The 23,881-nt window shown below is 66.7% G+C and carries 21 protein-coding genes; 12 read left to right on the top strand and 9 right to left on the bottom strand.

Features of this window, described 5'->3' with window-relative positions; translation table 11 throughout:
* Nucleotides 1-88: 88 nt before the first annotated feature.
* Nucleotides 89-1,348, top strand: a complete 1,260-nt coding sequence (locus BM388_RS15000; protein WP_089851606.1) for a D-amino acid dehydrogenase — start codon at nucleotides 89-91, stop codon at nucleotides 1,346-1,348.
* 69 nt (nucleotides 1,349-1,417) lie between these two features.
* Here the strand turns inward: BM388_RS15000 and BM388_RS14995 are convergent, their stop codons facing one another.
* The 5 genes from BM388_RS14995 to cfa form a co-directional block, all read right to left on the bottom strand.
* Nucleotides 1,418-2,605, bottom strand: a complete 1,188-nt coding sequence (locus tag BM388_RS14995) for an amino acid aminotransferase (protein WP_089851604.1) — start codon at nucleotides 2,603-2,605, stop codon at nucleotides 1,418-1,420.
* Complete coding sequence (locus BM388_RS14990; RefSeq protein ID WP_089851617.1) at nucleotides 2,606-2,944, bottom strand: 4a-hydroxytetrahydrobiopterin dehydratase; 339 nt, start codon at nucleotides 2,942-2,944, stop codon at nucleotides 2,606-2,608. It abuts the gene before it with no gap.
* Between the two features lie 133 nt (nucleotides 2,945-3,077).
* Nucleotides 3,078-5,063 carry a RecQ family ATP-dependent DNA helicase gene (locus tag BM388_RS14985; protein ID WP_089851602.1) on the bottom strand — a complete coding sequence of 662 codons (1,986 nt, stop codon included), beginning with the start codon at nucleotides 5,061-5,063 and terminating at the stop codon, nucleotides 3,078-3,080.
* Between the two features lie 165 nt (nucleotides 5,064-5,228).
* Nucleotides 5,229-6,143 (bottom strand): GGDEF domain-containing protein, encoded by a 915-nt coding sequence (locus BM388_RS14980; protein WP_089851600.1) that lies wholly within the window; start codon nucleotides 6,141-6,143, stop codon nucleotides 5,229-5,231.
* A 232-nt stretch (nucleotides 6,144-6,375) separates the two neighbouring features.
* The gene (cfa, locus tag BM388_RS14975; protein WP_089851598.1) at nucleotides 6,376-7,527 is read right to left on the bottom strand and encodes a cyclopropane fatty acyl phospholipid synthase; all 1,152 of its coding nucleotides are present in this window, start codon (nucleotides 7,525-7,527) and stop codon (nucleotides 6,376-6,378) included.
* A 333-nt stretch (nucleotides 7,528-7,860) separates the two neighbouring features.
* On the opposite strand from cfa, the gene BM388_RS14970 reads away from it, so the two are divergent.
* From BM388_RS14970 to BM388_RS14960, 3 genes are all read left to right on the top strand, one after another.
* A complete protein-coding gene (locus tag BM388_RS14970; RefSeq protein ID WP_089851596.1) occupies nucleotides 7,861-9,321 on the top strand; it encodes a sodium-dependent transporter in 1,461 nt (486 codons plus the stop codon).
* Between the two features lie 255 nt (nucleotides 9,322-9,576).
* Nucleotides 9,577-10,434, top strand: coding sequence for a uroporphyrinogen-III C-methyltransferase (cobA, locus tag BM388_RS14965; protein WP_390882384.1), 858 nt, complete (start codon nucleotides 9,577-9,579; stop codon nucleotides 10,432-10,434).
* Nucleotides 10,435-10,483: 49 nt separating this feature from the next.
* Nucleotides 10,484-10,870: a septal ring lytic transglycosylase RlpA family protein gene (locus tag BM388_RS14960; protein ID WP_089851594.1), complete on the top strand. Its 387-nt coding sequence runs from the start codon at nucleotides 10,484-10,486 to the stop codon at nucleotides 10,868-10,870.
* Nucleotides 10,871-10,889: 19 nt separating this feature from the next.
* On the opposite strand, the gene BM388_RS14955 is transcribed toward BM388_RS14960, so the two are convergent.
* Genes BM388_RS14955 through BM388_RS14940 form a run of 4 tightly spaced genes read right to left on the bottom strand, consistent with a single transcriptional unit; the run spans nucleotide 10,890 to nucleotide 14,681 of the window.
* Nucleotides 10,890-12,041 (bottom strand): ABC transporter substrate-binding protein, encoded by a 1,152-nt coding sequence (locus BM388_RS14955; RefSeq protein WP_089851592.1) that lies wholly within the window; start codon nucleotides 12,039-12,041, stop codon nucleotides 10,890-10,892.
* Complete coding sequence (locus BM388_RS14950) at nucleotides 12,038-13,411, bottom strand: sensor histidine kinase (protein WP_089851591.1); 1,374 nt, start codon at nucleotides 13,409-13,411, stop codon at nucleotides 12,038-12,040. The genes BM388_RS14955 and BM388_RS14950 overlap by 4 nt, the downstream gene beginning before the upstream one ends.
* Complete coding sequence (locus BM388_RS14945) at nucleotides 13,408-14,070, bottom strand: response regulator transcription factor (protein WP_089851589.1); 663 nt, start codon at nucleotides 14,068-14,070, stop codon at nucleotides 13,408-13,410. Before BM388_RS14945 ends, BM388_RS14950 begins: the two co-directional genes overlap by 4 nt.
* On the bottom strand, nucleotides 14,067-14,681 hold the full coding sequence (locus tag BM388_RS14940) for a helix-turn-helix domain-containing protein (protein ID WP_089851587.1): 615 nt from the start codon (nucleotides 14,679-14,681) through the stop codon (nucleotides 14,067-14,069). Before BM388_RS14940 ends, BM388_RS14945 begins: the two co-directional genes overlap by 4 nt.
* Before the next feature lie 233 nt (nucleotides 14,682-14,914).
* Here BM388_RS14940 and BM388_RS14935 point away from each other — a divergent pair, with 233 nt between their 5' ends.
* The 8 genes from BM388_RS14935 to urtE all read left to right on the top strand — a co-directional run.
* Entirely contained in the window at nucleotides 14,915-15,901 is a 987-nt protein-coding gene (locus BM388_RS14935) for a Bug family tripartite tricarboxylate transporter substrate binding protein (protein ID WP_089851585.1), read from the top strand.
* Entirely contained in the window at nucleotides 15,901-16,353 is a 453-nt protein-coding gene (locus BM388_RS14930; RefSeq protein ID WP_089851583.1) for a tripartite tricarboxylate transporter TctB family protein, read from the top strand. Before BM388_RS14935 ends, BM388_RS14930 begins: the two co-directional genes overlap by 1 nt.
* Nucleotides 16,353-17,879, top strand: coding sequence for a tripartite tricarboxylate transporter permease (locus tag BM388_RS14925; protein WP_089851581.1), 1,527 nt, complete (start codon nucleotides 16,353-16,355; stop codon nucleotides 17,877-17,879). Before BM388_RS14930 ends, BM388_RS14925 begins: the two co-directional genes overlap by 1 nt.
* Nucleotides 17,880-18,221: 342 nt before the next feature.
* A complete protein-coding gene (gene urtA, locus BM388_RS14920) occupies nucleotides 18,222-19,523 on the top strand; it encodes an urea ABC transporter substrate-binding protein (RefSeq protein ID WP_089851579.1) in 1,302 nt (433 codons plus the stop codon).
* Between the two features lie 118 nt (nucleotides 19,524-19,641).
* The gene (gene urtB, locus BM388_RS14915) at nucleotides 19,642-21,258 is read left to right on the top strand and encodes an urea ABC transporter permease subunit UrtB (protein ID WP_089851577.1); all 1,617 of its coding nucleotides are present in this window, start codon (nucleotides 19,642-19,644) and stop codon (nucleotides 21,256-21,258) included.
* Between the two features lie 3 nt (nucleotides 21,259-21,261).
* Nucleotides 21,262-22,416, top strand: coding sequence for an urea ABC transporter permease subunit UrtC (gene urtC, locus BM388_RS14910; RefSeq protein WP_089851575.1), 1,155 nt, complete (start codon nucleotides 21,262-21,264; stop codon nucleotides 22,414-22,416).
* Nucleotides 22,413-23,258, top strand: coding sequence for an urea ABC transporter ATP-binding protein UrtD (gene urtD / locus BM388_RS14905; RefSeq protein ID WP_089851573.1), 846 nt, complete (start codon nucleotides 22,413-22,415; stop codon nucleotides 23,256-23,258). The genes urtC and urtD overlap by 4 nt, the downstream gene beginning before the upstream one ends.
* On the top strand, nucleotides 23,258-23,881 hold a 624-nt coding region (urtE, locus tag BM388_RS14900; protein ID WP_089851571.1), incomplete at its 3' end, for an urea ABC transporter ATP-binding subunit UrtE. The genes urtD and urtE, both read left to right, overlap by 1 nt.

Here is a 23,881-nt window from a genome sequence, read left to right as displayed (position 1 = left end):
TTAGGGGTTATTTTGGGCGAATTCTCTGGAAATTTATCCCTATACTGCTGGGCTTGTTGATCTCATCACCCGGCAGAAGGGCAAGCGCATGAAGGTACTGATTCTCGGCAGCGGCGTCGTCGGCGTCACCAGCGCCTATTACCTGGCTCGGCAGGGCCACGAGGTCACGGTGGTCGATCGCCAGCCCTCGCCGGCGCTGGAAACCAGCTACGGTAACGCCGGCCAGGTCTCCTTCGGCTTCTCCTCGCCCTGGGCGGCCCCAGGAATTCCCCAGAAGGCCGTCAAGTGGATGTTCCAGGAGCATGCGCCGCTCAAGATCCAGCCCAAGATGGACCCGAGCATGGCGCGCTTCATGATGCAGATGCTGGGCAACTGCGATCCCGAGCGCTACATGGTCAACAAGGAGCGCATGGTGCGCGTGGCCGAGCATAGCCGGGCCTGCATCAATGCCCTGCGTGACGAGACCGGGATCCGCTACGAGGATCGTCAGCGCGGCCTGATGCAGCTGTTTCGCCATGAGAGCCAGGTGGAGGCCGTGGCCAAGGACATGCGGGTCCTGGAGCAGTGCGGCGTGCGCCACCAGCTGCTCAATGCCGATGAGATCGAAGGCGTCGAGCCGGCGCTTGGCCGGGTGCCGGGCAAGTTCGTCGGCGGGCTGCACCTGCCCGATGATCAGACCGGCGACTGTTACCTCTTCACCAACCGTCTGGCGGACTACTGCCGCGAGCGGCTGGGCGTCGAGTTCCGCTTCAACGTCGAGATCCAGCGCCTCAAGCGCAGCGCCGGGGCCATCGAGAGCGTGGTGACCAGCGAGGGTGAGCTGACCGCCGATGCCTACGTGGTCTGTCTGGGCAGCTACTCACCGTTCCTGGTCAAGGACATGGGGATTCGGCTGCCGATCTATCCGGTGAAGGGCTACAGCCTGACCGTGCCGGTCACCGACGACGGGGGCGCTCCCCAGTCCACGGTGATGGACGAGACCTTCAAGGTGGCGATCTCGCGCTTCGATGATCGTATTCGGGTGGGCGGTACCGCGGAGCTGGCCTCCTTCGACCTGAGCCTGCTGGAGAAACGCCGGGCGACCATCGCCATGGTGGTGCGCGACGTTTTCCCCGAGGGGGGCGACGTGGCCCGAGCCGAGTTCTGGACCGGCCTGCGGCCCATGACCCCGGACTCCACGCCGATCATCGGCGCCACCTCTGTCGATAACCTGTGGCTCAACACCGGGCATGGCACCCTGGGCTGGACCATGAGCTGCGGCAGCGCCCAGCTGCTGGCCGACCTGATCGATGGCCGTGCACCGGCCATCGATCCCAGTGGCCTGGGGGTCTCCCGCTACGCGGCGTGATCATCATCGCCGTAATGTATAACGCCCGAGCCATCGGCCCGGGCGTTATCGGTTGGGGGGCTGACGAGATCAGTTGACCGCGGCGATCGCCTTGGCCAGGTAGGGCAGGTTCTCGTGCGAGAAGCCGGCCACGTTGGCGCGGCCGGAACGCACCATGTAGATCCCGAATTCGTCACGCAGGCGATCGACCTGATCGGGCGTCAAGCCGGTGTATGAGAACATGCCGCGCTGTTCGGCGACGCAGGCATACTTCTGGTCCAGGCCATAGGGCTTGAGGGCCTCGACGAAGTCGCGACGCAGCGTATTGATGCGATCGCGCATCTCGGTGAGTTCTTCGCGCCAGACGGTGGCAAGCTCGGCCGAGTGCAGGATCTCGCTGACGATGGCGCCGCCATGGGCCGGCGGGTTGGAGTAGTTTTCGCGGGCAACGATGGCCACCTGGGAGCGGACGTTCTCCATCTGCTCGGCGTTCTTGGCCACCAGGATCAGGCAGCCGGTGCGCTCGCAGTAGATGCCGAAGTTCTTGGAGCAGGAGCTGGTGATGATCACCTCATCGAGGTTCTCGGCCAGCAGGCGCACCCCGTAGGCGTCCTCGTCCAGCCCCGCGCCGAAGCCCTGGTAGGCGAAGTCGATCAGCGGCAGCAGGTTGCGCTCGCGGACCACCTCCAGCACTTGCTGCCACTGGGCCTGGGACAGGTCGAAGCCGGTGGGGTTGTGGCAGCAGGCGTGCAGCAGCACCACGTCGCCTTCCGGAATCTGCTTGAGGGCGCCGAGCATGCCGTCGAAATCCAGCCGGTTCTCGGCATCGACGTAGGGATACTTGTGCAGCGTCAGGCCGGCGGCCGGGAAGATGCCCAGATGGTTTGGCCAGGTCGGATCGCTGACCCAGACGTCCTTGCCGGGCAGCTGCTTGGCGATGAAGTCCGCCGCCAGGCGCAGGGCGCCGGTACCGCCGGGGGACTGGGTGGCGCTGGCGCGACCGGCCTCGAGCACCGGTGAGCCCTCGCCCAGCACCATGGGCAGCACGGCCTGGCCGTACGCCGGTGCGCCGTGCGAGCCGATGTAGGTCTTGGTGGTCTCGTTCTTGAGCAGCAGGGCCTCGGCTTCCTTCACGGCGCGCATGACCGGGGTGTTGCCCTGGTCGTCCTTGTAGACGCCCACGCCGAGATCGACCTTCTGGGGATTGGTGTCCTTCTTGAAGGCCTCGATCAGACCGAGGATGGCATCCCCGGGAACCCGCTCAATTTTCTCGAACATTTATGTCGCTACCTCGTCAGTTCTGGCGGCAAGAATGAAATCGTTCTTGTGCAGACCCTTTATCTCGTGCGACCACCAGGTCACGGTGACCTTGCCCCATTCGGTCAAGAGAGCCGGATGGTGTCCGACCTCTTCGGCGATCTCGCCGACGCGGTTGGTGAAGTCGAGGGCCTGCTGAAAGTCGCGGAACGTGAAGCTCCGCTCTAGCCTCATGATGCCATCGCGCTCGACGATCTGCCACTCGGGGATCTCGGCCCCGAACTGCTCGATCTCGGCCTGGGTCACGCGGGGAGCGTCCTTTTGGCACGCCTCGCAGGGCTGTTCGGAAAGCTGGCTCATGGTCTTCTCCTGATCGTCGAAAGGAATAGCCTCGGCGTGATGCATCACGTCGATCTCCTGTCGAAAAAGGTCGTGCAGTAGCGTCGGGTCGTCAAGCCGACGCTCCCTAGACAACGCCTAGGCAACGCCTCGCTCAGCGAGCAGGAGAGGGCGTCGCCATCCAGGGCAGGCGTTCGGCGACCCGCTCACGCACCTCGCCATAGGGAAGCCCTTCGAGGGCGGCGAAGCCCCGCAGCTGGCGCGCCTTCAGCGGTGTGAAGAGCGGGGCGGTGATGCCGCAGAGAAAGCGCGTCAGAAGATCCGGCGTGGCCGGGTGACCCTCACCGGCCTCGCCGAGTCGCTCGAGGAAGGGGGCGCACAGCGCATCGAGGTCCTGGGATGCCGGAGGCGCTGTCTTCGCGGCGGTGGGCAGGTGCGCCACCAGGCCTCGGCAGGCCGAGCAGTGGCCGCAGCGCTCGGGCGCCCGGGCGTCGCCGAACCAGTCGGCCAGGCGCCGGCTGAGGCAGCCGTCGCTCTCGAAGAGCGCCAGCATGGCCTCGAGCCGCTCGATCTCCGCGCCCTCCTTGTCGCGGAAATAGCGGGAGAGGTCATCGGTGAGCGCGGCCGGGTCGGCCTCCCGGGCGAGCACCTCGTAGACCTCGGTCATCTGCTTGCTCTCCAGGGTCATCCAGCCCTTCTCGACGAAGTACTCCAGGGCGGTGATGACGCGCCCGCGCCGAGTATCGAGCCCGCGCTCGGCGCCTAGCGCCTCGAGGGCGGCAAAGTCCAGGGTGTACCAGGTGCGAGCCCGGGACGAGGCGTCGAGAATCGCCTGGACGAAGGCGCGCCGTTCGTCCTGGAAGCGAGCCACCAGCGCTTCCGGCTCATCCGTCAGGCGGAAGCGGTAATCGGCGAAGTAGCTGTAGCGCGGGGCAATGATGCCGCGCAGCTCGAGCTGCACGAGCAGGGTCTTGAGCGGCAGAGGACGGATATTGCTGTGCCGCGAGAGGGCGTTGAGCATCAGTTCCCACTCGTTGCCGGTGGCCTGCAGGGTATCGATCACGCGACGAATGCCGTGATGCTCCGGTGTATCGCCGTAGACGAAGTTCTCCAGCACCTCGAGGTGATCGCGCCCGGCCAGCATCAGGCAGTTCGAGGGCAGGCCATCCCGGCCGGCACGGCCGATCTCCTGGCTGTAGTTCTCGATGGACTTCGGCAGGTCGAAGTGCACCACGTTGCGGATGTCGGCCTTGTCGATGCCCATGCCGAAGGCGATGGTGGCGACGATGCAGGGCGTATGCCCCGCCATGAAGTCCCGCTGGATGGCGTCGCGTCGCTCGGCGTCGAGCCCGGCGTGGTAGGCGGCCGTCGGAAGGCCGGCTTTCTGGAGATAGGCGGCCAGGCGCTCGGCGGTCTGCTGCAGGGTGACGTAGACGATGGTGGGCTCGGGTGGGCCCGGCGTGAATTTTGGCTGCAGCCACTCCACCAGCCGGCGCGGGCGCTGTTCGGCGGGCACCGGGGAGACCGCGAGGTCGAGGTTGGCGCGATAGAAGCCGGTGCCGGTGACGTCCTGTGGCGCGATGTCGAAGCGGCTGCGCATGTCGTCGATGACCCGAGGCGTGGCCGTGGCGGTGAGCAGCAGCACCTGGGCAATGCCGAACTCCCGGCGATAGGCGGGCAGCTTGAGGTAGTCCGGCCGGAAGTTATGGCCCCATTCGGAGATGCAGTGGGCCTCGTCCACCACCATCAGCGAGATCGGTACGCGGCGGATGAAGGCCCGGAAGCGCTCGTTCTTGAGGCGCTCGACCGAGACCATCAGGATGCGAATGTCGCCGCGCTTGACGCCCTCCATCACCGCCGCCGCCTCCTCGCGGCTCTGACTGGAATCGAGGCTGGCGGCGGCAATGTCGTGGCGCGCCAGGAACGCCAGCTGATCCTGCATCAGGGCCAGCAGGGGCGAGATCACCAGCGTCAGGTGTGGGAGGTGCAGGGCGGGCAGCTGATAGCAGAGTGACTTGCCGGAGCCGGTAGGGAAGATGGCCGCCGCCGAGCGGCCGGCCACGACCGCCTCGATGACCGGCTGCTGGCCGGGGCGGAAGTCGTCGTAGCCGAAGACCTGTGCGAGCGTCTGCTGGATCATGGGGCTCTCCCTGCCGAGGCGTTGGAGGTTCACTGGGAATCCGTCCAGTATAACGGCCCCGGGCGACTCGCGTCCGCCGAACCGTCGCTCCCCCAGGAAGGCGACTCATGTTCTTTCCTGGTTAATAGCACCCCAAGGTGGGATGAGCCTCTTTCAAGAATCCGGCTAGGCGCCGGCCATCACCCGGTTGCGCCCGCCGTGCTTGGCGGCATAGAGGCGCTCGTCGACGCGCTGCATGAGGATCTCGCGGGAATCGCCGACGCGGTGTGCGGTGATACCGATACTGACGGTGATGTGGCCTTGGCCGACGCCGAAATTGTGGGCGGAGATCCGCTCGCGCAGGCGCTCCGCTAGCTGGTAGGAGTGTGATTCGGGCGTCAGGGGAAGCAGTACCGCGAACTCCTCGCCGCCGAGCCGGGCCATCAGGTCCTCCTCGCGCAGGATGCCCTGGCAGAGGTTGGCGAGCTCGCGCAGCACCTGGTCGCCTTGCAGGTGGCCCCAGGTGTCGTTGATCGACTTGAAATGGTCGAGATCCAGCATCATCAGCGACAGCGGGAGGCCATGGCGGTTGCTCAGCGAGATCTCTTCTTCGAGACGCGTCATCAGCTTGCGTCGGTTGGCCAGGCCGGTGAGGTCGTCGGTGTCCGATAGCCGGCGCAGGCGGTCCTCCTCGATCATCTGCTCGGTGATGTCGATCATCAGGCCGACCCAGAGGGTGCCGCTTTCGACGCGGCGAGGCTGGGCGCGCACGGCGATCCAGCGCATGCGCTTATCGGTCAAACGCAGTCGGAAGGTGGTGGCGATGGGAGTGTCCGAACGGGCCGAGCGTTCGATGATGGCCATCAGACGCGGGTGGTCTGGCTCGGCCAGTCTATCCAGAGCGGGTTGGGCATTGTGTGCCAGGTCGCGCCTGTCGAGGCCATCGAGCCCCGCGCCGCTGCCGGCCAGATAGGGAAAGTGCAGATGACCATCCGGTGTGCGATGCAGCTGGAAGATCACGCCGGGCAGCTGCTCGTTCAAGTCGAGTCGCCACTGGGGTATTGAGAGGGTTTTACCCGGCAGGACATCGTTGGAGGGCATGCGGGTGTCCTTGTATCCCTGCTGCGCACAGCGAGTGTCGTTATCGTCCTGCCCAGCGAGTGGCTGGGGGGCTGTCGTGCGCTCTCTCGGGGCGCGTCGCTATATGGCGACCGGCATTATGCCGCCTCGCAATGATACTGCCTATCCTTCTTCAGGTGTAGGCGATCGCCGACAATAAGGCTTAGTTAATGTACTACGCGACCGGTCCAGGCCATGACGGCGCGCCCCTTCATCAGCGCGGTGCGTCGTACCGCTGGGCCCGGCCGCGAGAGAAGACCACCTGCCAGAGCTGAAGGTGGCGGGCGCGGAAGGCGCCGGCACAGACCGACAGGTAGTAGCGGAACATCCGGCGCGTGCGCTCGTTGTAGCGCGGGGCGATCTCGTGCCAGTGAGCGTCGACGTTGGCCAGCCAGGCCATCAGCGTTCGGTCATAGTCCGGGCCGAAGTTCTGCCAGTCCTCCATCATCAAATGATCCTCGCTGGCGCGAGCGATGTGCATGGCCGAGGGCAGGGTCCCGTTGGGGAAGATGTAGCGATGAATCCAGGGATCCGCCGATATCTGGGAGTGGTTGGAGCCGATGGTATGCAGGAGGAAGAGGCCGTCCGCCGGCATCAGGCGTGGGATGGTCTCGAAATAGGTGTCGTAATTGCGGTGCCCCACATGCTCGAACATGCCGATGGAGACGATCCGGTCGAAGAGGCCGTCGAGGTCGCGGTAATCCTGCAGCAGTATCTCCACCGGCAGATCGGCGCAGCGCTCTCGAGCCAGGGCCGCCTGCTCTTTAGAGATGGTGATGCCGGTGACCTCCACGCCGTGGTGTCGGGCCGCATGCTCGGCGAAACTGCCCCAGCCGCAGCCGATATCGAGGACTGTCATGCCCGGCTTCAGATCGAGCTTCTGACACGCCAGTTCTAGCTTGGCCCGCTGGGCGGTGGCGAGGTCGTCCGCTTCCTTCCAGTAGCCGCAGGAGTAGCACATGGTCTCGTCGAGCATGCGCTCGAAGAGATCATTGCCCAGGTCGTAGTGCACCTCGCCGACCATATAGGCGCGCGTCTTGCTCTGCAGGTTGCGAAATCCCGACTGCAGACGGTAGATGAGCTTTTCCGATGGCGTGCGGGCATGCTGCCCGAGGCCATGCAGCAGCATCCGGGTGGCCATCTGATCGATGCGATCGCACTCCCACCAGCCCTCCATGTAGGTCTCGCCGAGTCCCAGCGTGCCTTGATGAAGGATTCTGGAGAAGACGTCTGGGTGCAGCACGCGGATATCCTGAGGAGCATCACCGTTGAGCGTTACGCCGGACCCTTCCAGCAGGCGTTCGACGACGCGTCTGGCCCGGGTGTCGGGCAGGGTGATTGGTCCGATGCGGGTGTCACTGGTCATGGTGTCCTCCCGGGCACGTACCGGTTGACAGGCTGACGAGCGCGGCATTGTGTGCCAAATGCCCCTGCTGCCCACCAGCATAGACCAGCCTGCCTGAATCGTGGGGCTTCAGGCGTGGTACACACAGTCCTTGCCGGAATGCCGTCGCGGTCGAGGCTGGCGGCCCGGCGCTGATGTGAAGTGCCATCGGCAGCGCATCTTCGCAAGGCCCTGGGGGAGTTGGGCAGCGCAATCGGCGGTGCGTCTGCCCAATCACGATAAAATCCGTCACAATAGCCGCTTGCTGGCGATGCCTCGCGGTGTCGGAAAAATCTCCGTGACCCCTGGTGTAATATGACAACCAACGCGCAACCCCGAACCCAGTGGCTCGGCCGCTGGGGCTTCATCCTGGCGGCGACCGGATCCGCCGTAGGCCTGGGCAACATCTGGAAGTTTCCCTACATCACCGGCGAGTTCGGCGGCGGCGCCTTCGTGCTGGTCTATCTGGCCTGCATCCTGGCCGTCGGGGTGCCGGTGATGATGACCGAGATCGCCCTGGGGCGTCGTGGCCGAGGCAGTCCGGTCGACGCCCTGCGCCGCGTCATCGCCGAGTCGGGCCGCGGCTCGGCCTGGTCGCTGCTCGGCTGGATGGCCATGCTGTGTGGCTTTCTGATCCTGTCGTTCTATGTGGTGGTGGCGGGCTGGTCCTTCGCCTACCTCTGGAAGATGCTGAGCGGCGGCCTCGCCGGCTCCAGCGTCGACGAGATGGCGGCGATCTTCGGGGCCAACAACGCAAGCCCCCTGAACCTCGGGTTCTGGAGCACCCTGGTCACCGTGGCGACCATGGTGATCGTCGGCAAGGGCGTGCAGGCCGGCATCGAGAAGAGCGTCAGCTGGATGATGCCCGGCATGGTGCTGATGCTGCTGCTGCTGATCGGCTATGGCGTGTTCTCCGGCGGCTTCCCGGCGGCGGTCGACTTCCTGTTCTCCTTCGACGCCGGCCGCCTCTCCAGCGAGGGGATGCTGGCCGCGCTGGGCCATGCCTTCTTTACCCTGTCGCTGGCCTCCGGGGCCATCCTCACCTATGGCAGTTACCTGCCCGCGACCACCTCGATCGCGCGTACCACGCTCTCCGTGGCGCTGGCCGATACCGTGGTAGCGCTGATGGCGGGGCTGGCGATCTTCCCGGTGATCTTCGCCAATGGCATGAGCCCGAGCAGCGGCCCGGGGCTCATCTTCATGAGCCTGCCGCTGGCCTTCCAGGCCATCCCCATGGGCACCCTGTTCGGCATCCTTTTCTTCGTGATGCTCTCCATGGCCGCGCTGACCTCATCGATCTCCATGGTCGAGGCCACCGTCTCGTGGCTGTGTGATAACAAGGGACTCTCGCGGCGCAGCGCCTCCTGGGGCACCGGCCTGGTGCTGTGGCTGGTCAGCACCCTGGCGATGCTCTCCTTCAACGTCGGCGCCGACTGGACCCTTTACGGCAAGCACTTCTTCGACTGGCTCGATTACCTGACCTCGCGCTGGATGATGCCGCTCGGCGGTCTGGGCATGGTGATGCTGGCCGGGTTCGTGTTGAAGAGTGAGTCCTTCCGGGAAGAGCTCGGCCTGTCGCCTGGCTGGCATGCGCTCTGGTTGTTCATGGTGCGCTACGTCAGCCCGCTTGGGATCCTGATGATCTTCGTCGATGCCCTGGGCATCACCCGCGTCGAATTCGGCCTGCACTGGCCCTGGCTGCTGGCGATCCTGGTGGCGGTTACCCTGCTCGGCGAACTCGTAAGCCCCCGCCTGCGGCGAACGCTCTGCTCCTGAGCCGGCCTTATCAAACGCGTCGACATCGCCCCCGCCCCGCGGGGGCGATGTCGTTTCGGGCGAGGGAAGTGAATCCCACCGGTCTTGCACCCCGGCCCTTGAGCATGCGCGCTGGGCTCTCGATGCTGAAACCATCGGTTATAGGCTTGTGCCAAGGGAGTCGTGGTATCCGAGTTGCACGTTAATTACCATAATGCATAAATCATTAATGATTACTGAGGTTGTTGGAATATGCAGACCGGTTCCGAGCGTGCGATGGGGCGAGACGAGGCGGCGACGGGGATGCCGGCGGGCTCGGCCTTCCCGCCGGGCTGTGTGAGCCTGGTCGGGGCCGGCCCGGGAGATCCGGAACTGTTGACCCTCAAGGCGTGGCGGCGTCTCCAGGCCGCCGAGGTGATCCTCCATGACCGACTGGTCAGCGATGAGATCCTGGCCCTGGCGGGGCCCGAGGCCCATCGCCTCTACGTCGGCAAGGAGCGTTCGCGGCACAGCGTGCCCCAGGACGGCATCAATCAGGCCCTGGTCGACTGGGCACGGGCGGGCAAGCGGGTGGTCCGCCTCAAGGGCGGCGATCCCTTCATCTTCGGTCGCGGTGGAGAGGAGCTCGAGACCCTGGTCGAGGCGGGCATCATGGTGGAGGTGGTGCCCGGCATCACCGCGGCATCGGGCTGTGCGGCCTATGCCGGCATCCCGCTGACGCACCGCGATCACGCCCAGTCGGTGCGCTTCGTCACCGGTCACCTGCGCAACGGCAGCAGCGACCTGGACTGGCCGACGCTGGCCGGCCCCGGCCAGACCCTGGTGTTCTACATGGGGCTGGGGAGCCTTGAGCTGATCGGCGAGCAGCTCTGCCGTCACGGCCTGGCGCCGGACACCCCCGTGGCGCTGATCGAGCAGGGCACCACGGCACGCCAGCGGGTGCACGTCGGCACCCTGGAGCAGTTGCCGCCGGCAGGCGAAGTGGTTACTATCCGACCGCCGACGCTGATCGTCGTCGGCGGTGTCGTGACTCTGCACGATCGGCTGGCCTGGTTCGACCAGGCACGGGCCAACAGCTCGGGGTGGCTGGAGGGCAAGCACCCTTCGCCGCCGACCCTCGACCATGGTGCCTGATCGCTGGATGCGGGTGTCGGCGCAACACGGTATGTCATGAGGTGACCGCATGGGGATTCGCTCCCGACTGATTCTGACTTGCTGCGTGGCGGGGTGGCTGATGGCCGGCTGCGCCGGCACGGGGCAGGCCCATGAGACCGAGGCCAAGACCCAGCAGGGGGTGGCGTCCTACTACAGCGACCGCTTCCAGGGCCGCACCACGGCGAGTGGCGAGCCCTTCGACCAGCAGGCGCTTACGGCCGCCCATCCGACCCTGCCGTTCGGCACCCGGGTCACGGTGACTCGCGAGGACAACGGCCGCGAGGTCGAGGTGCTGATCAATGATCGCGGGCCCTATGCCAAGGGTCGCATCATCGATCTCTCCAAGCGGGCCGCCAAGGCGCTCGGCATGCTCAAGCGGGGCACCGTGCCGGTGGAGATCTCCTACGTCCGCTGAATCAGCCGCCTGGGATGGTTCAGTGGCGCCGCCGTCGCATGAACTCGCGTCGCCAGCGCGTCAATAGCGCCTCTCGCTTGAGATCGTCCAGGGTCGCCAGCAGGCCGGGGCCCAGGGTGATGGGGCGCAGCGCATCGCCACGTTGCCGTCGCAGCGACGCCGCCGTGCCCGGTCCCTCGAGCGAGGGATGAATGGCGCCCAGCGGCGTCTCTCGCGCCAGCACTTCCTGCCCCCGCTCGCCAATCAGGTAGTCGAGGAACCGCCGAGCCGTCTCTGGGTGGGGCGCCAGGCGCGGCACCAGGGCCAGGCGCTGGGTGACCAGTGCGTAGTCCTCGGGCACCACGATCTTGAGCCGTGGATGGTTGGCCAGGCGCTCCCGGGCGTAGCTGCCCAGCAGGTTGTAGCCCACCAGATAGCGACCCTCGATCAATCCCTCCAGCATCTCCCCGGTGGTCCCCACCAGGGCGGCCTCGGCCTCGCCGAGCGCCGCCACCAGCTCCCAGTAGCGCGGCGAGAGCCGAGACTCCTCGATGGCATAGGTATAGCCCGCGCCGCTGATGGCCGGGTCGTAGGTCACCACGCGGCCGCGCAGCGACTCGCTCTGGCGCTCCAGCAGCGCCAGCAGGTCGGCGTGGCTGCGAACCTCGCCGAAGCGCTCGATGATCGCCTCGTTCACCACCATCACGATGGGCTCGAAGGTGACGGCGAAGAGCTCGCTGCGCCAGCGGGCCCAGGCCGGCCAGCGCCTGGCCGCAGGCGTGTCGAGCGGCTGTGCCTGGCCATCGTTGGCCAGGCGGTACTGCCAGGGCATGGCCGAGGAGATCAGCACGTCGGCTTCCGCGGGCGCCTTCAGAAACCGCTCGTGCAGGGCCAGGGTTGTCAGGTTGCGGTAGTGCAGGGCGACATCGGGGTGGTCGCGGTGGAAGGCGTCCAGCAGCGGTCGCACCTGGGGGAGGTCCAGTGCGCCATGGATCACCAGCGCCGCTGCGGCGTCGCCATCGAATGTGGTGGGGTAGCGCAGACTCTCCGCGGCGTGGACGGCGGGAATGGCCAACGAGAGCGTCAACGAGAACGTAAACGGCAGTGCAAGCGGAAAGGCCAGCAGCCATGCGAGCAGGCGGCGTCCGGCGCGACGCAGAGAAGGCGTCAGAGAGTGACGACGGGGGCTCATGGGCTGTCTCCGGGGAATCGCAGCGTCACGCGAAGCCCGACGCCGCCAGGGCCGGCGGACATGGCCAGCCGCGCTCCGTGAGTGCGAGCGATGCCGTCGACGATGGCGAGCCCCAGTCCGGAGCCCTCAAGATCGTCACGATCGCGATGGAAGGGGCGCAGCATCAGCGTTCGCCGCGCCGCGGGAATTCCCGGGCCGTCGTCCTCGATAGACAGGCTCGGCGGCTGCTCGCCGACCCGGATCGTGACGTGCCTCGCCCCGTAGCGACGTGCATTGTCGATCAGGTTGCCGAGCGCCTCGGCGAGCTGCCAATCGATGCCGAGTATCTCGACGTCGGCCGCGGCGGTCGCCACGCCCAGATCGACCCCCGCCCGGTGACAGGCCGTCCAGTGCTCGCGTACCGCCTCCCGTGCGATGGCGTTGAGCGATAGCGGCGCGCGCTCGGGGCGGTATTCGGGATTGGCCAGCCGCGTCAGCGACAGCAGCTGCATCGCCAGTCGCGCGGTGCGGGAACTGGTGGCCTGCATGGCGACCAGGGCCTCCCGCCAGCGGGCCGGGTCGTCCTGGCGCAGGGCCAGCTCGGCGCGTGCCGAGAGCCCCGCCAGCGGCGTACGCAGCTGGTGCGAGGCATCTCCGATGAAGCGTTCCTGGTTGGCGCGCACCCGTCGCATCCGGGCGAGCAGCTCGTTGACGGTGTCGCGCAGCTCGGCGAGTTCGCGCGGCAGGCGAAGTTCCAGCGGGGCGAGGGTGCGTGGATCGCGGCTTCTGATCGCGCGGCGCAGGCGGGTCAGCGGTGCCAGGGCGGTGCGGATCGCCAGCAGCAGCGCGACGATCGCCAGCGCCGCCATGGCCAGGATCATCGCCAGGTTGGCGCGCCACAGCTCGGCGGCCAGGGCATCACGCCCCTCGCGGCTGTGGGCGACGCGTACCTCGAAGGGCTCACGCAGCTGCCAGTCCTCGAGGCGCGTGCGACGCACCCCCTGGCGCACCGACAGGCCCTGCCAGGTGACGTCGCGGTAGAGCAGGGTGTCGTCATCCGACACCGCCTCGCGTTGATCCCCCGGCAGTTCGGCGTTGCCGGTGATCATGCGGCCGCGGCGGTCGATCAGGCTATAGAACACCCGTTCCTCGGCATCGGTGGCCAGCATCTCCAGCGCCGCCGGCGGCAGGTCGAGCCACAGGCGGTCGTCCTGCCACTGCACCTGCTCGGCGATGGCCAGGGAGGCGGCTTCGAGCAGGCGGTCGAAGGCGCGATCGGCGGTGCGTCGTGCCTCGAACCAGGCCTGCAGCAGCATCAGGCTACCCAGTACCAGCAGCGGCAGCAGCAGCCAGACCAGCAGGCGGCGCGAGAGGCTGTCGCCGCGCGTCACTCGGCCTCCAGCAGGTAACCCAGGCCGCGCACCGTGCGCAGGGCCACGGCGCTTCCGGCCAGGCGTTTGCGCAGCCGATGCACATAGACCTCGATGGCGTTGTCGCCCATGGCGTCGCCTTGGAACGCCTCCTCGGCGAGCCGGGCCTTGTCCACCGGCGTGCCGGCATGCTGCATCAGGCAGGCGAGCAGGCGCTGCTCCCGGGGCGGCAGGGTGAGCGGCTCGCCCTCAAGCGTAAAGCGCTGCTGCCGGATGTCGAGGGTGAGGGGCCCCGCCGTCAGCGCCGCCGCGGGGCTGCGGCGCCTGAGCAGGGCACGCACGCGAGCCTCGAGCTCGTCGAGGGCGAAGGGCTTGGCCAGGTAGTCGTCGGCGCCCAGGTCGAGGCCGCGGACCCGGTCCTCCACGGCGCCACGGGCGGTGAGGATCAACACGGGAGTGGCGCGGTCATGCGCCCTGAGGGCCTCGAGCACCTCGAGTCCGCCACAGCCCGGCAGGTTGAGGTCGAGCAGCACCAGCGCGAGGCCATGCCCGGGCACCGCCAGGCGCTCATGCGCCGCGCTGCCGTCGTCGAGGCAGCAGACCTCGTGGCCCTGCAGGCGCAGGGTCTCGGTCAGCGTCTCGGCCAGCAGGGCATCATCTTCCACCAGCAGCAGCGTCATGACCCCGTCTCCCCTGAGTCGCGTCCCGGGCCGGCCGACAGCACCGCCACGGCATGCTCCAGCGCGGCCCTGGCGCGGTGCGTGTCCAGGCGTCCGGCCGGGCCCGAGAGGGCCAGCCAGCGCGGCGGCTCGATGGCGTCGCCGGGCAACGCCTGGCACACCATGGCGCCGCCGGGCAGGGCCGGGCGCGGGTCGTGTTCTTCCGTCACCGCCCAGCGGTCGCCCGGGTGCAGGTCATGACGCAGGGCGGTCTCGGGCAGCGTGACCAGGCGACACTCCGCCATGCCGTCCTCCACCTCGAGCAGGGTCGCGGTCTCGCCGGACTCGCTCGCCAGGCGGGCCAGCAGGGGCTGGATGCGCCTCGCCAGGTGCCGGCCGGGCAGGTGGCGACGCGCCAGGCGCACCGGGGCATGGCCGAGGTGCCAGCGGCCGTGGTCGTCACGCTGCACGTAGTCGAAGCGGGAAAGCGACCCGAGCAGGCGCAGCAGGGTGCTCTTGTAGTAGCCGGTGGCCTGGGCCAGCTCGGCCAGGGTGAAGTATTCCTGCGCGGAGTCGAAGACCTCGAGCACGGTCAGTGCGCGCTCCACGGCCTCGACGCGGTCCTGTGCCATCTGCGGATCGAGCCTCCGTTATGTCTTTCGCCCTGGTGGTATGGAACCTCGGTGGCCTTGAACTTTGGTCGCAATCGGGCGCCGGAGCGTTGACGCTCCATGATCCGGGGCCTAACTTTCTGTCCTGAGGAACGATGTTCTGCCTTACAGAATTGTAAGGAAGGCCGACAGGTTCCGCAAGCCGAACATCACATAACGACTTCACAAGCCCGATGTCAGGAGGAACGCCCGCCATGAACCTCAAGCGACCCGTCCAGCTGGTAGCGATCACTGCCCTCGCCACCACCGCCGCAACCGCCTTCGCCTTCGAGCCCGAGGGCAAGGTCGAGTGCCTGGCCCCCGCCGATCCGGGTGGCGGCTGGGACTTCACCTGCCGCAGCGTGGGGAAGGTGATGGAAGATATGGATATCGTGCCGCGCAGCGTGCAGACCATCAACATGGCCGGCGCCGGCGGCGGGGTGGCCTATGCGCACACCGTCAGCAAGCGTGCCGGCGACGAGCAGCTGCTGGTCGCCGCGTCCACCGCGACCACCACGCGCCTGGCCCAGGGCCAGTTTCCGGGCATGAACGCCGACATGGTCAACTGGATCGGTGCGCTGGGCGCGGACTATGGCGTGATCGGCGTATCCGTGGACTCCGAATACGATGACCTGCCCGAGCTGATGGAGGCCCTCAAGGAAGACCCGCGTAGCGTCAAGTTTGCCGGTGGCAGCGCCAAGGGCGGCTGGGATCACCTCAAGGTGCTGATCGCCGCTCAGGCGGCCGAGGTCGACGAGCTGCCGCGCATTCCCTACCTCTCCTACAACAATGGCGGTGAGGCTCTGACCCAGGTGATCGGTGGCCACGTCGATGCCTTCACCGGCGACATCACCGAGGCCCAGGGCTTCATGGAGTCCGGTGACCTCCGGGTACTGGCCATACTGTCCGATGAGCGCCTGCCCGGCGATTACAGCGATATCCCCACCGCCAAGGAGCAGGGCATCGATGCCGTCGGCCCCAACTGGCGTGGCTTCTACATGCCGGCCGATATCTCCGACGAGGCGAAGCAGTACTGGGTGGATGCCATGGATACCATCTACGAAAGCCAGGAGTGGAAGGACGTCATGACCAACAATGGCCTGATGCCTTTCCACATGAGCGCCGGTGAGTTCGAGTCCTTCGTCAAGGACCAGATCGATGATATCGAGCAGCTCTCCAAGGATATCGGGTTGATTCAGTAATGACCTTCAATGATCGCATCTTCGGAATACTGATGATCGTCCTGGCCGTCGCGTACGGCTGGGGCACCACTCAGTTCAACGAACCCTTCGGCGGGACCGAGGCCGTCGGCCCCGAAACCTTTCCACGACTGCTGGCCGCCGTTCTGGCCCTGTCCAGCCTGTACATGATCGTGCGGCCGGACCCGGATAACGCCTGGCCCTGGAGCCGCACCGGCATCGAGCTGATCGTCGCCGTGGTCGTGCTGATCTTCTACGCCGCGCTGCTGCAACCGCTCGGCTTCATCATCAGCACCACCCTGGCCGTGGGCACCCTGTGCTGGCGCATGGGGTCTCGCCCGGTCAAGGCCTATGTCATCGGGGCAGTATCCGGTGTGGTGGTGTATCTGGTGTTCAACTTCGCCCTCGACCTGGCGCTGCCGCTGGGCCTGCTGTCGTTCCTGGAGGTGGGTTGATGGAAACGCTTGGCTTCTTGATGGACGGGTTCGGCGTCGCCCTGGCACCGCACAACCTGATGTTCGCCTTGCTCGGCGCCTTCCTGGGGACCCTGATCGGGGCGCTACCGGGACTGGGTCCGGCCAACGGGGTGGCGATCCTGATCCCGCTGGCCTTCACCCTGGGGCTCGCCCCGGAAACCGCGATGATCATGCTGACCTCGGTCTATGCCGGCGCCATGTACGGCGGGCGCATTTCCTCGATCCTGCTCAACATTCCCGGCGATGAGCCGGCCATGATGACCTGCCTGGACGGCTACCCCATGGCCCAGCAGGGCAAGGCCTCCGAGGCCCTGGCCATCTCCGCCGTGGCCTCCTTTATCGGCAGCCTGATCGCCACCATCGGCCTGATCCTGCTGGCGCCGCTGCTGGCCGACTTCGCCTTGACCTTCGGGCCGGCCGAGTACTTCGCGCTCTTCCTGCTGGCGTTCGCCACCCTGGGCGGCATCACCGGCAAGAACCCCATGAAGACGGTCGTCGCGGCGGCCATCGGCCTGATGATCGCCACCGTGGGCATCGACAACACCGGCGTGCAGCGCTACACCTTCGGCGTGCTGGAACTCTACGAGGGGGTGGATTTCATCATCGCCATCGTCGGCCTGTTCGCCATCTCGGAGCTGTTGTTCTTCATCGAGGAGAAGGCCGGTGGCGGCAAGGAAAAGATGGCCGTCAACAAGCTCACGCTGAAATGGAAGGACATCCGTAACATTCTGCCGTCGAGCCTGCGGGGCGGGGTGCTGGGTTTCATCGCCGGCGTGCTGCCGGGCGCAGGGGCCTCGCTTGGCAGCTTCATCGGCTACACCCTCGAGAAGAAGGTGATCGGCAAGAAGGGCTACTTCGGCAAGGGCGACCCGCGCGGCGTGGCCGGGCCAGAGGCGGGCAACAACGGCGCCTCCAGTGGCGCGCTGGTGCCCATGCTGACGCTGGGCGTGCCGGGCAGCGGCACCACGGCGGTGCTGCTGGCGCTGTTGATCTCGCTGAACATCACGCCCGGACCGCTGATGTTCACCCAGAACGCCGACATCGTCTGGGGGGTGATCGCGGCGCTGCTGATCGGCAACTTCCTGCTGCTGATCCTGAACATTCCGCTGGTCGGGATCTTCGTCAAGCTGCTCTCGGTGCCGCCGATGTACCTGCTGCCGGTCGTGACCATGATCGCCTTCGTGGGGATCTACTCGATCAGCAACACCACCTTTGATCTCTACTTCATGGTGGCCTTCGGGGTGGGCGGCTACGTGCTGCGCAAGCTGGAGATCCCGCTGGTGCCGGTGATCCTCGGCCTGCTGCTGGGGCCGGAGATGGAGAAGAACCTGCGCCACGCCATGGACATCGCCGACGGCGACTGGACCATCCTGTGGGACAGCGGGCTTGCCATCGGCCTGTGGGTGTTCGCCGGCCTGGGGCTGATCCTGCCCTACATCGTCGGCCCGCTGCTGCGCCGCCGCATGAAGGTGACCACCGGCACGGGAGGGCCGGAAGGCGACTGAGCTCGGCAGCGTCTCCTGCTCACCCTTTGCGTTCTGTGTGTTTCACGGGGGCGCCGGCCAGGCCGGCGCCCCCGTGTCGTGTCCGGCCGCCGTGCCCCGTGATGGTGCGTTGCACCATGGTCTCGGGCGATGAGGGAGCGGTGGGGCGGGCGCACGCTCCACGAAAGCGCCCGACGGCGCATGCCGTCCCTTGTTGAGCTTCTGCCAATAGACTGATTCGCCGAGCAAAACGCGGCAGCCCGTCGAAGTGGCACACCCCTTGCGGTGACATATCAGAGGCATCCTCGCGATGTCCTCCAGCCCAGGACTCATCGACAACAACATCGCTCGCAAGGAGCTCTCATGATTCCGTCATCCGCTTTCCGTTCTTCCCGCTGGCTGGCCGCGTCCCTCCTGAGCCTGGGGGTGGCGGCGCCCGCCATGGCCCAGGAGGATCCGATCAAGGTCGGTATCCTGCACTCGCTCTCCGGCACCATGGCCATCAGCGAGACGGTGCTCAAGGACACCGTCGAGATGCTCATCGAACAGCAGAACGCCGAGGGCGGCCTGCTGGGTCGCCAGCTGGAAGCCGTCGTCGTGGACCCGGCCTCCGACTGGCCGCTGTTCGCCGAGAAGGCCCGTGAGCTGCTGGCTCAGGAGGAGGTCGACGTGATCTTCGGCAACTGGACCTCGGTGTCACGCAAGTCCGTGCTGCCGGTGGTCGAGGAGCTCAACGGCCTGCTCTTCTATCCGGTGCAGTACGAGGGGGAGGAGTCCTCCGAGAACGTCTTCTACACCGGGGCGGCACCCAACCAGCAGGCGATTCCCGCCGTGAACTATCTGATGAATAACATCGGTGTGGAGCGCTGGGTGCTGGCCGGCACGGACTATGTGTACCCGCGCACCACCAACAAGATCCTCGATGCCTACCTCAAGTCGCATGGCGTGGCCGACGAGGACATCATGATCAACTACACCCCCTTCGGTCACTCGGACTGGCAAAACATCGTCTCCGAGATCAAGGCGTTCGGCAGCCAGGGCAAGAAGACCGCGGTGGTCTCGACCATCAATGGCGACGCCAATGTGCCCTTCTATCGTGAACTGGGCAACCAGGGCATCGACGCCGCCGACATCCCGGTGGTGGCCTTCTCGGTGGGCGAGCAGGAGCTCACCGGCATCGACACCGCGCCGCTGGTCGGCCACCTCGCCGCCTGGAACTACTTCATGAGCGTCGATACGGACACTAACTATGACTTCATCGACGCCTGGATCGAGTACACCGGCGATGACATGGCGGTGACCAACGATCCCATGGAAGCCCATTACATCGGCTTCAACATGTGGGCCGAGGCGGTACGCAAGGCCGGCACCACCGAGGTCGATGAGGTCAAGGACGCCATCATCGGCGTCAGCGTCCCCAACCTCACCGGGGGCTACGCGGCGATGATGCCCAACCACCACATTACCAAGCCGGTGCTGATCGGCGAGATCCAGGACAACGGCCAGTTCTCCATCGTCTGGGAGACCCCTTCCACCGTGGCCGGCGATGCCTGGTCCGACTACCTGGAAGGCTCGAAGGACCTGATCAGCGATTGGCGCGCCCCCCTGTCCTGCGGCAACTACAACGTCGTGAAGGGTAGCTGCGGTGGCAGCGAGACCCAGTAAGAGGTCGCCGTCGCATAACACGCGTTTCTTCGCGGAACCGCGCTGACAGACTCATCGGGCCGACACTCGGCCCGGTGATGTCGGCACGCCACTCGACGATCATTCACAGGACACGTCCATGAAGATCCCCCCCTGTCTCAGGTGGCTGCTGGCCCTGTGCCTGCTCGCCTGCCTGCCGCTGGCCGTCCATGCCCAGGCCCAGGCACAGGCCCAGGACGACACCGGCCAGTCCCTGCTGGCGTCCCTCGATGCGGCGTCCTACGCCCGGATGGATGGAGCCATCGAGGCCATCGTCGCCAGCGGCGACGAGCGCAGCCGCGGCTGGCTGGAAGCCCTGCTTGGCGGCAAGCTGCAGCGCCACAAGGAGACCGGCCGCTTCGTCGTGGTGCTCGAGAACCGGGGCCGGAACTGGCCGGTGGTCGATGCCCTGACCGGCGAGGCCCTCGGCGAGATGTCGCGCCGTGAGCTCGACCGCATCGGCATCAACAATGCGCTGCGCGGCCAGCTGCAGAGTGTCCTGGCGGTGCTCGACCTGCGGGTGGATGACGTCGGTGCCCGGCGTGAGGCGGCCCGCGACCTGCTGGGGCGGGTCGACGAGGCCATGGTGGTGCCCCTGCAGGGCCTGCTCGAGGACGAGGCAGATGCTGAGGTCAGCCGCCTGCTGGCGCAGGGTCTGGCGATTCATCGGCTCGAGCAGGGCGATGCCGCGGCGATCGAATCGTTGGCGGGAAGCCTCAATCCCGAGGCCCGTGCGGCCCTCAGTTCGGCGGCACGCAGCGACGACCCTGCGCTCGCGGAAGCCGCCAGCTCGGCGCTTGCCGACATCGAGCAGAAGCTCAGGCTCAATAGTGGCCTGGAGACCCTCTACTTCGGCCTGTCGCTCGGCTCGGTGCTGGTGCTGGCGGCCATCGGGCTGGCCATCACCTTCGGCGTGATGGGGGTCATCAACATGGCCCACGGCGAGCTGATGATGCTCGGCGCCTACACCACCTGGGCGATGCAGCAGCTGCTGCCCGGCCAGTCCGGCCTGGCGCTGGTGCTGTCGATCCCTGCCGGCTTCCTGGTGGCGGCGCTGGCCGGCATCGCCATCGAACGTGGCGTCATCCAGTTCCTCAAGGGTCGCCCCCTGGAGACCCTGCTGGCCACCTTCGGCGTCAGCCTGATCCTCCAGCAGCTGGTGCGCACCGGGATCTCGCCGCTCAATCGCACCGTGGTCAGCCCGGAGTGGATGAGTGGCTCGCTGATGATCAACGAGGGCCTGTCGCTGACCTTGAACCGCCTCTACGTGCTGGGCTTCGCGCTGCTGGTGTTCGCCGGCCTGATGTTGGTGATGCGCCGCACTCGCCTGGGCCTGGAGGTGAGGGCGGTGACGCAGAACCGTGCCATGGCGCGCTCCATGGGCATCCGCGCGACCCGGGTGGACATCATGACCTTCGCCCTGGGGTCCGGCGTGGCGGGGCTCGCCGGCGTGGCACTCTCCCAGCTGACCAACGTCGGGCCCAACCTCGGCCAGAACTACATCATCGACTCCTTCATGGTGGTGGTGTTCGGCGGGGTGGGGAACCTCTGGGGCACCCTGGTGGCCGGGTTGTCGCTCGGGGTGATCAACCAGGTCCTCGAGCCCTGGGCCGGGGCCGTGCTGGCCAAGATCCTGGTGCTCGTCTTCATCATCCTGTTCATCCAGAAGCGCCCCCGCGGACTCTTTCCGCAGAAGGGCCGGGCAGCGGAGGGCTGATTCATGCATTGCTCGAGTTCGTGGCTCACACGACCGTTTCGTGAACGTGCGACGCAGTGCTTCCTGGGCATCCTGCTCGCGGCCCTGGCCGTGGTGACGCTGTTCAACCTGACTCTGCCGGCAGAGCATCCGCTGCATGTGTCCACCTACACCGTGACGCTGCTCGGCAAGTACCTGAGCTATGCGCTGCTGGCCGTGGCCGTGGACCTGGTGTGGGGGTATCTCGGGATCCTGAGCCTGGGGCACGGGGCCTTCTTCGCCCTGGGTGGCTACGCCATGGGCATGTACCTGATGCGCCAGATCGGCGATCGCGGTACCTACGGGGATCCGCTGTTGCCGGACTTCATGGTGTTTCTCGACTGGGACGCGCTGCCCTGGTACTGGCTGGGTTTCGACATGGCCTGGTTCGCCTTCCTGATGGTGCTGCTGGCCCCGGGGCTGCTCGCGCTGGTGTTCGGTTTCCTGGCCTTCCGGTCGCGGGTCACCGGGGTCTACCTGTCGATCATCACCCAGGCCCTGACCTTCGCCCTGATGCTGGCCTTCTTCCGCAACGAGATGGGCTTCGGCGGCAACAACGGCCTGACGGACTTCAAGGAACTGCTGGGCTTCGACCTGCGCAGCGACGCCACCCGCCTGGGCCTGTTCCTGGCCACCGGGATGGCCCTGGCCGTGGGCTACGTGCTGTGCCGGGCCATCGTCTCAAGCAAGCTCGGACGCGTCTGCGTGGCCACCCGGGATGCCGAGGCGCGCACCCGCTTCCTCGGCTATCGGGTCGAGCGCTTCCAGCTGTTCGTCTTCGTGGTCTCGGCCATGCTGGCCGGGGTCGCCGGGGCGCTCTATGTCCCCCAGGTGGGCATCATCAACCCCAGCGAATTCTCGCCGATCTTCTCCATCGAGATCGTGCTCTGGGTGGCATTGGGCGGACGCGCGACCCTCTACGGCGCGGTCATCGGCGCGATACTGGTCAACTATGCCAAGACGGTGTTCACCGGGGTGATGCCGGATGCCTGGCTGTTCGCCCTAGGCGGCATGTTCGTGCTGGTCACGGTGCTGCTGCCCAAGGGCATCGCCGGCCTGCTCGCCTATCGGCTTCGCCGTCGTCGTCCGCCACCCTCGTCATCTCCTGAACCCACTGCCCCCCGGGAGGCCTCCGCATGAGTTTCCTGCATTCCCTTGCCGATCGTGACCGGGTCTTCGACTTCCTGGTACCGGCGGCTTCTCCCGTGGATGTTCGCCATGGCCCGATCCTCTATCTGGACGGCGTCACCGTCAGCTTCGACGGCTTCCGGGCGATCAACGACCTCAACCTGACCATCGACGATGGCGAGCTGCGCTGCATCATCGGCCCCAACGGGGCCGGCAAGACCACCATGATGGACATCATCACCGGCAAGACCCGACCCGACAGCGGCTCGGTCTGGTTCGGCAGTCGCCACGACCTGCTGGCCAAGAGCGAACCGGAGATCGCCAGCCTCGGCATCGGGCGCAAGTTCCAGAAGCCCACGGTATTCGAGGCCCTGACGGTGTTCGAGAACCTCGAACTTGCCATGTCGGCCGACAAGCGCATCCTGCCCACGCTCACCGCGCGCCTGACCGGCGAGATCCGCGACCGCATCGAGGAGGTGCTCGCCACCGTCGGGCTCGTCGAGTGTCGCCAGCGCCTGGCCGGCATCCTGTCCCACGGCCAGAAGCAGTGGCTGGAGATCGGCATGCTGCTGATGCAGCGTCCCCGCTTGCTGCTGGTCGACGAGCCGGTGGCCGGCATGACCGAGCAGGAGATGGAGCGCACCGCCGAGCTGCTCACGAGCCTTGCCGGCAAGGGCAAGCAGTCCGTGGTGGTGGTCGAGCATGACATGGGCTTCGTGCGCTCCATCGCCCGCACCGTGACGGTGCTGCACCAGGGCAGCGTGCTGGCCGAGGGCAGCATGGACCAGGTCTCCCATGACCCGAAGGTCGTCGAGGTCTACCTGGGCGCCGACCCCGACGAGGAGGCCGCCTGATGCTGACCATCGAGACGCTTAACCAGTACTACGGCGAGAGCCACACCCTCTGGGACCTGGGCCTCGAGGTACCCACCGGTCGGTGCACCTGCGTGATGGGACGCAACGGGGTGGGCAAGACCACCCTGATGAAGGCGATCATGGGCGAGGTGGCGGTGGCCTCCGGCAGCATCCGCTATGCCGACGATGTGGAGCTGACCCGGCGGAAGGTCGAGGATCGCTCGCGGCTGGGCATCGGCTATGTGCCCCAGGGACGCCAGATCTTCCCGCTGCTCACCGTGGAGGAGAACCTGCGCACCGGCCTGGCCGCGCGAAAGGACGGCCTGAAGCGGATTCCGCCGCGGGTCTATGAGCTCTTCCCCGTGCTCGAGGAGATGAAGCATCGCCGCGGGGGCGATCTCTCCGGTGGCCAGCAGCAGCAGCTGGCTATCGGGCGGGCCCTGGTGCTCGAGCCGCGGTTACTGATCCTCGATGAGCCGGGGGAGGGCATCCAGCCCAATATCGTGGCCCAGATCGGCGAGGTGATCCGCCGGCTGATCCGCGAGGATGGCCTCAGCGTGCTTCTGGTGGAGCAGAAGCTGCCCTTCGCACGCCAGTATGCCGACCGCTTCGTGATCATGGAT

It is taken from the genome of Halomonas saccharevitans (assembly GCF_900116405.1).
In the GTDB taxonomy this organism is placed as follows: Bacteria; Pseudomonadota; Gammaproteobacteria; order Pseudomonadales; family Halomonadaceae; genus Halomonas; species Halomonas saccharevitans.
Note: the sequence above shows the minus strand (reverse complement) of the source record. Positions and strands in the feature narration are given on the sequence as shown.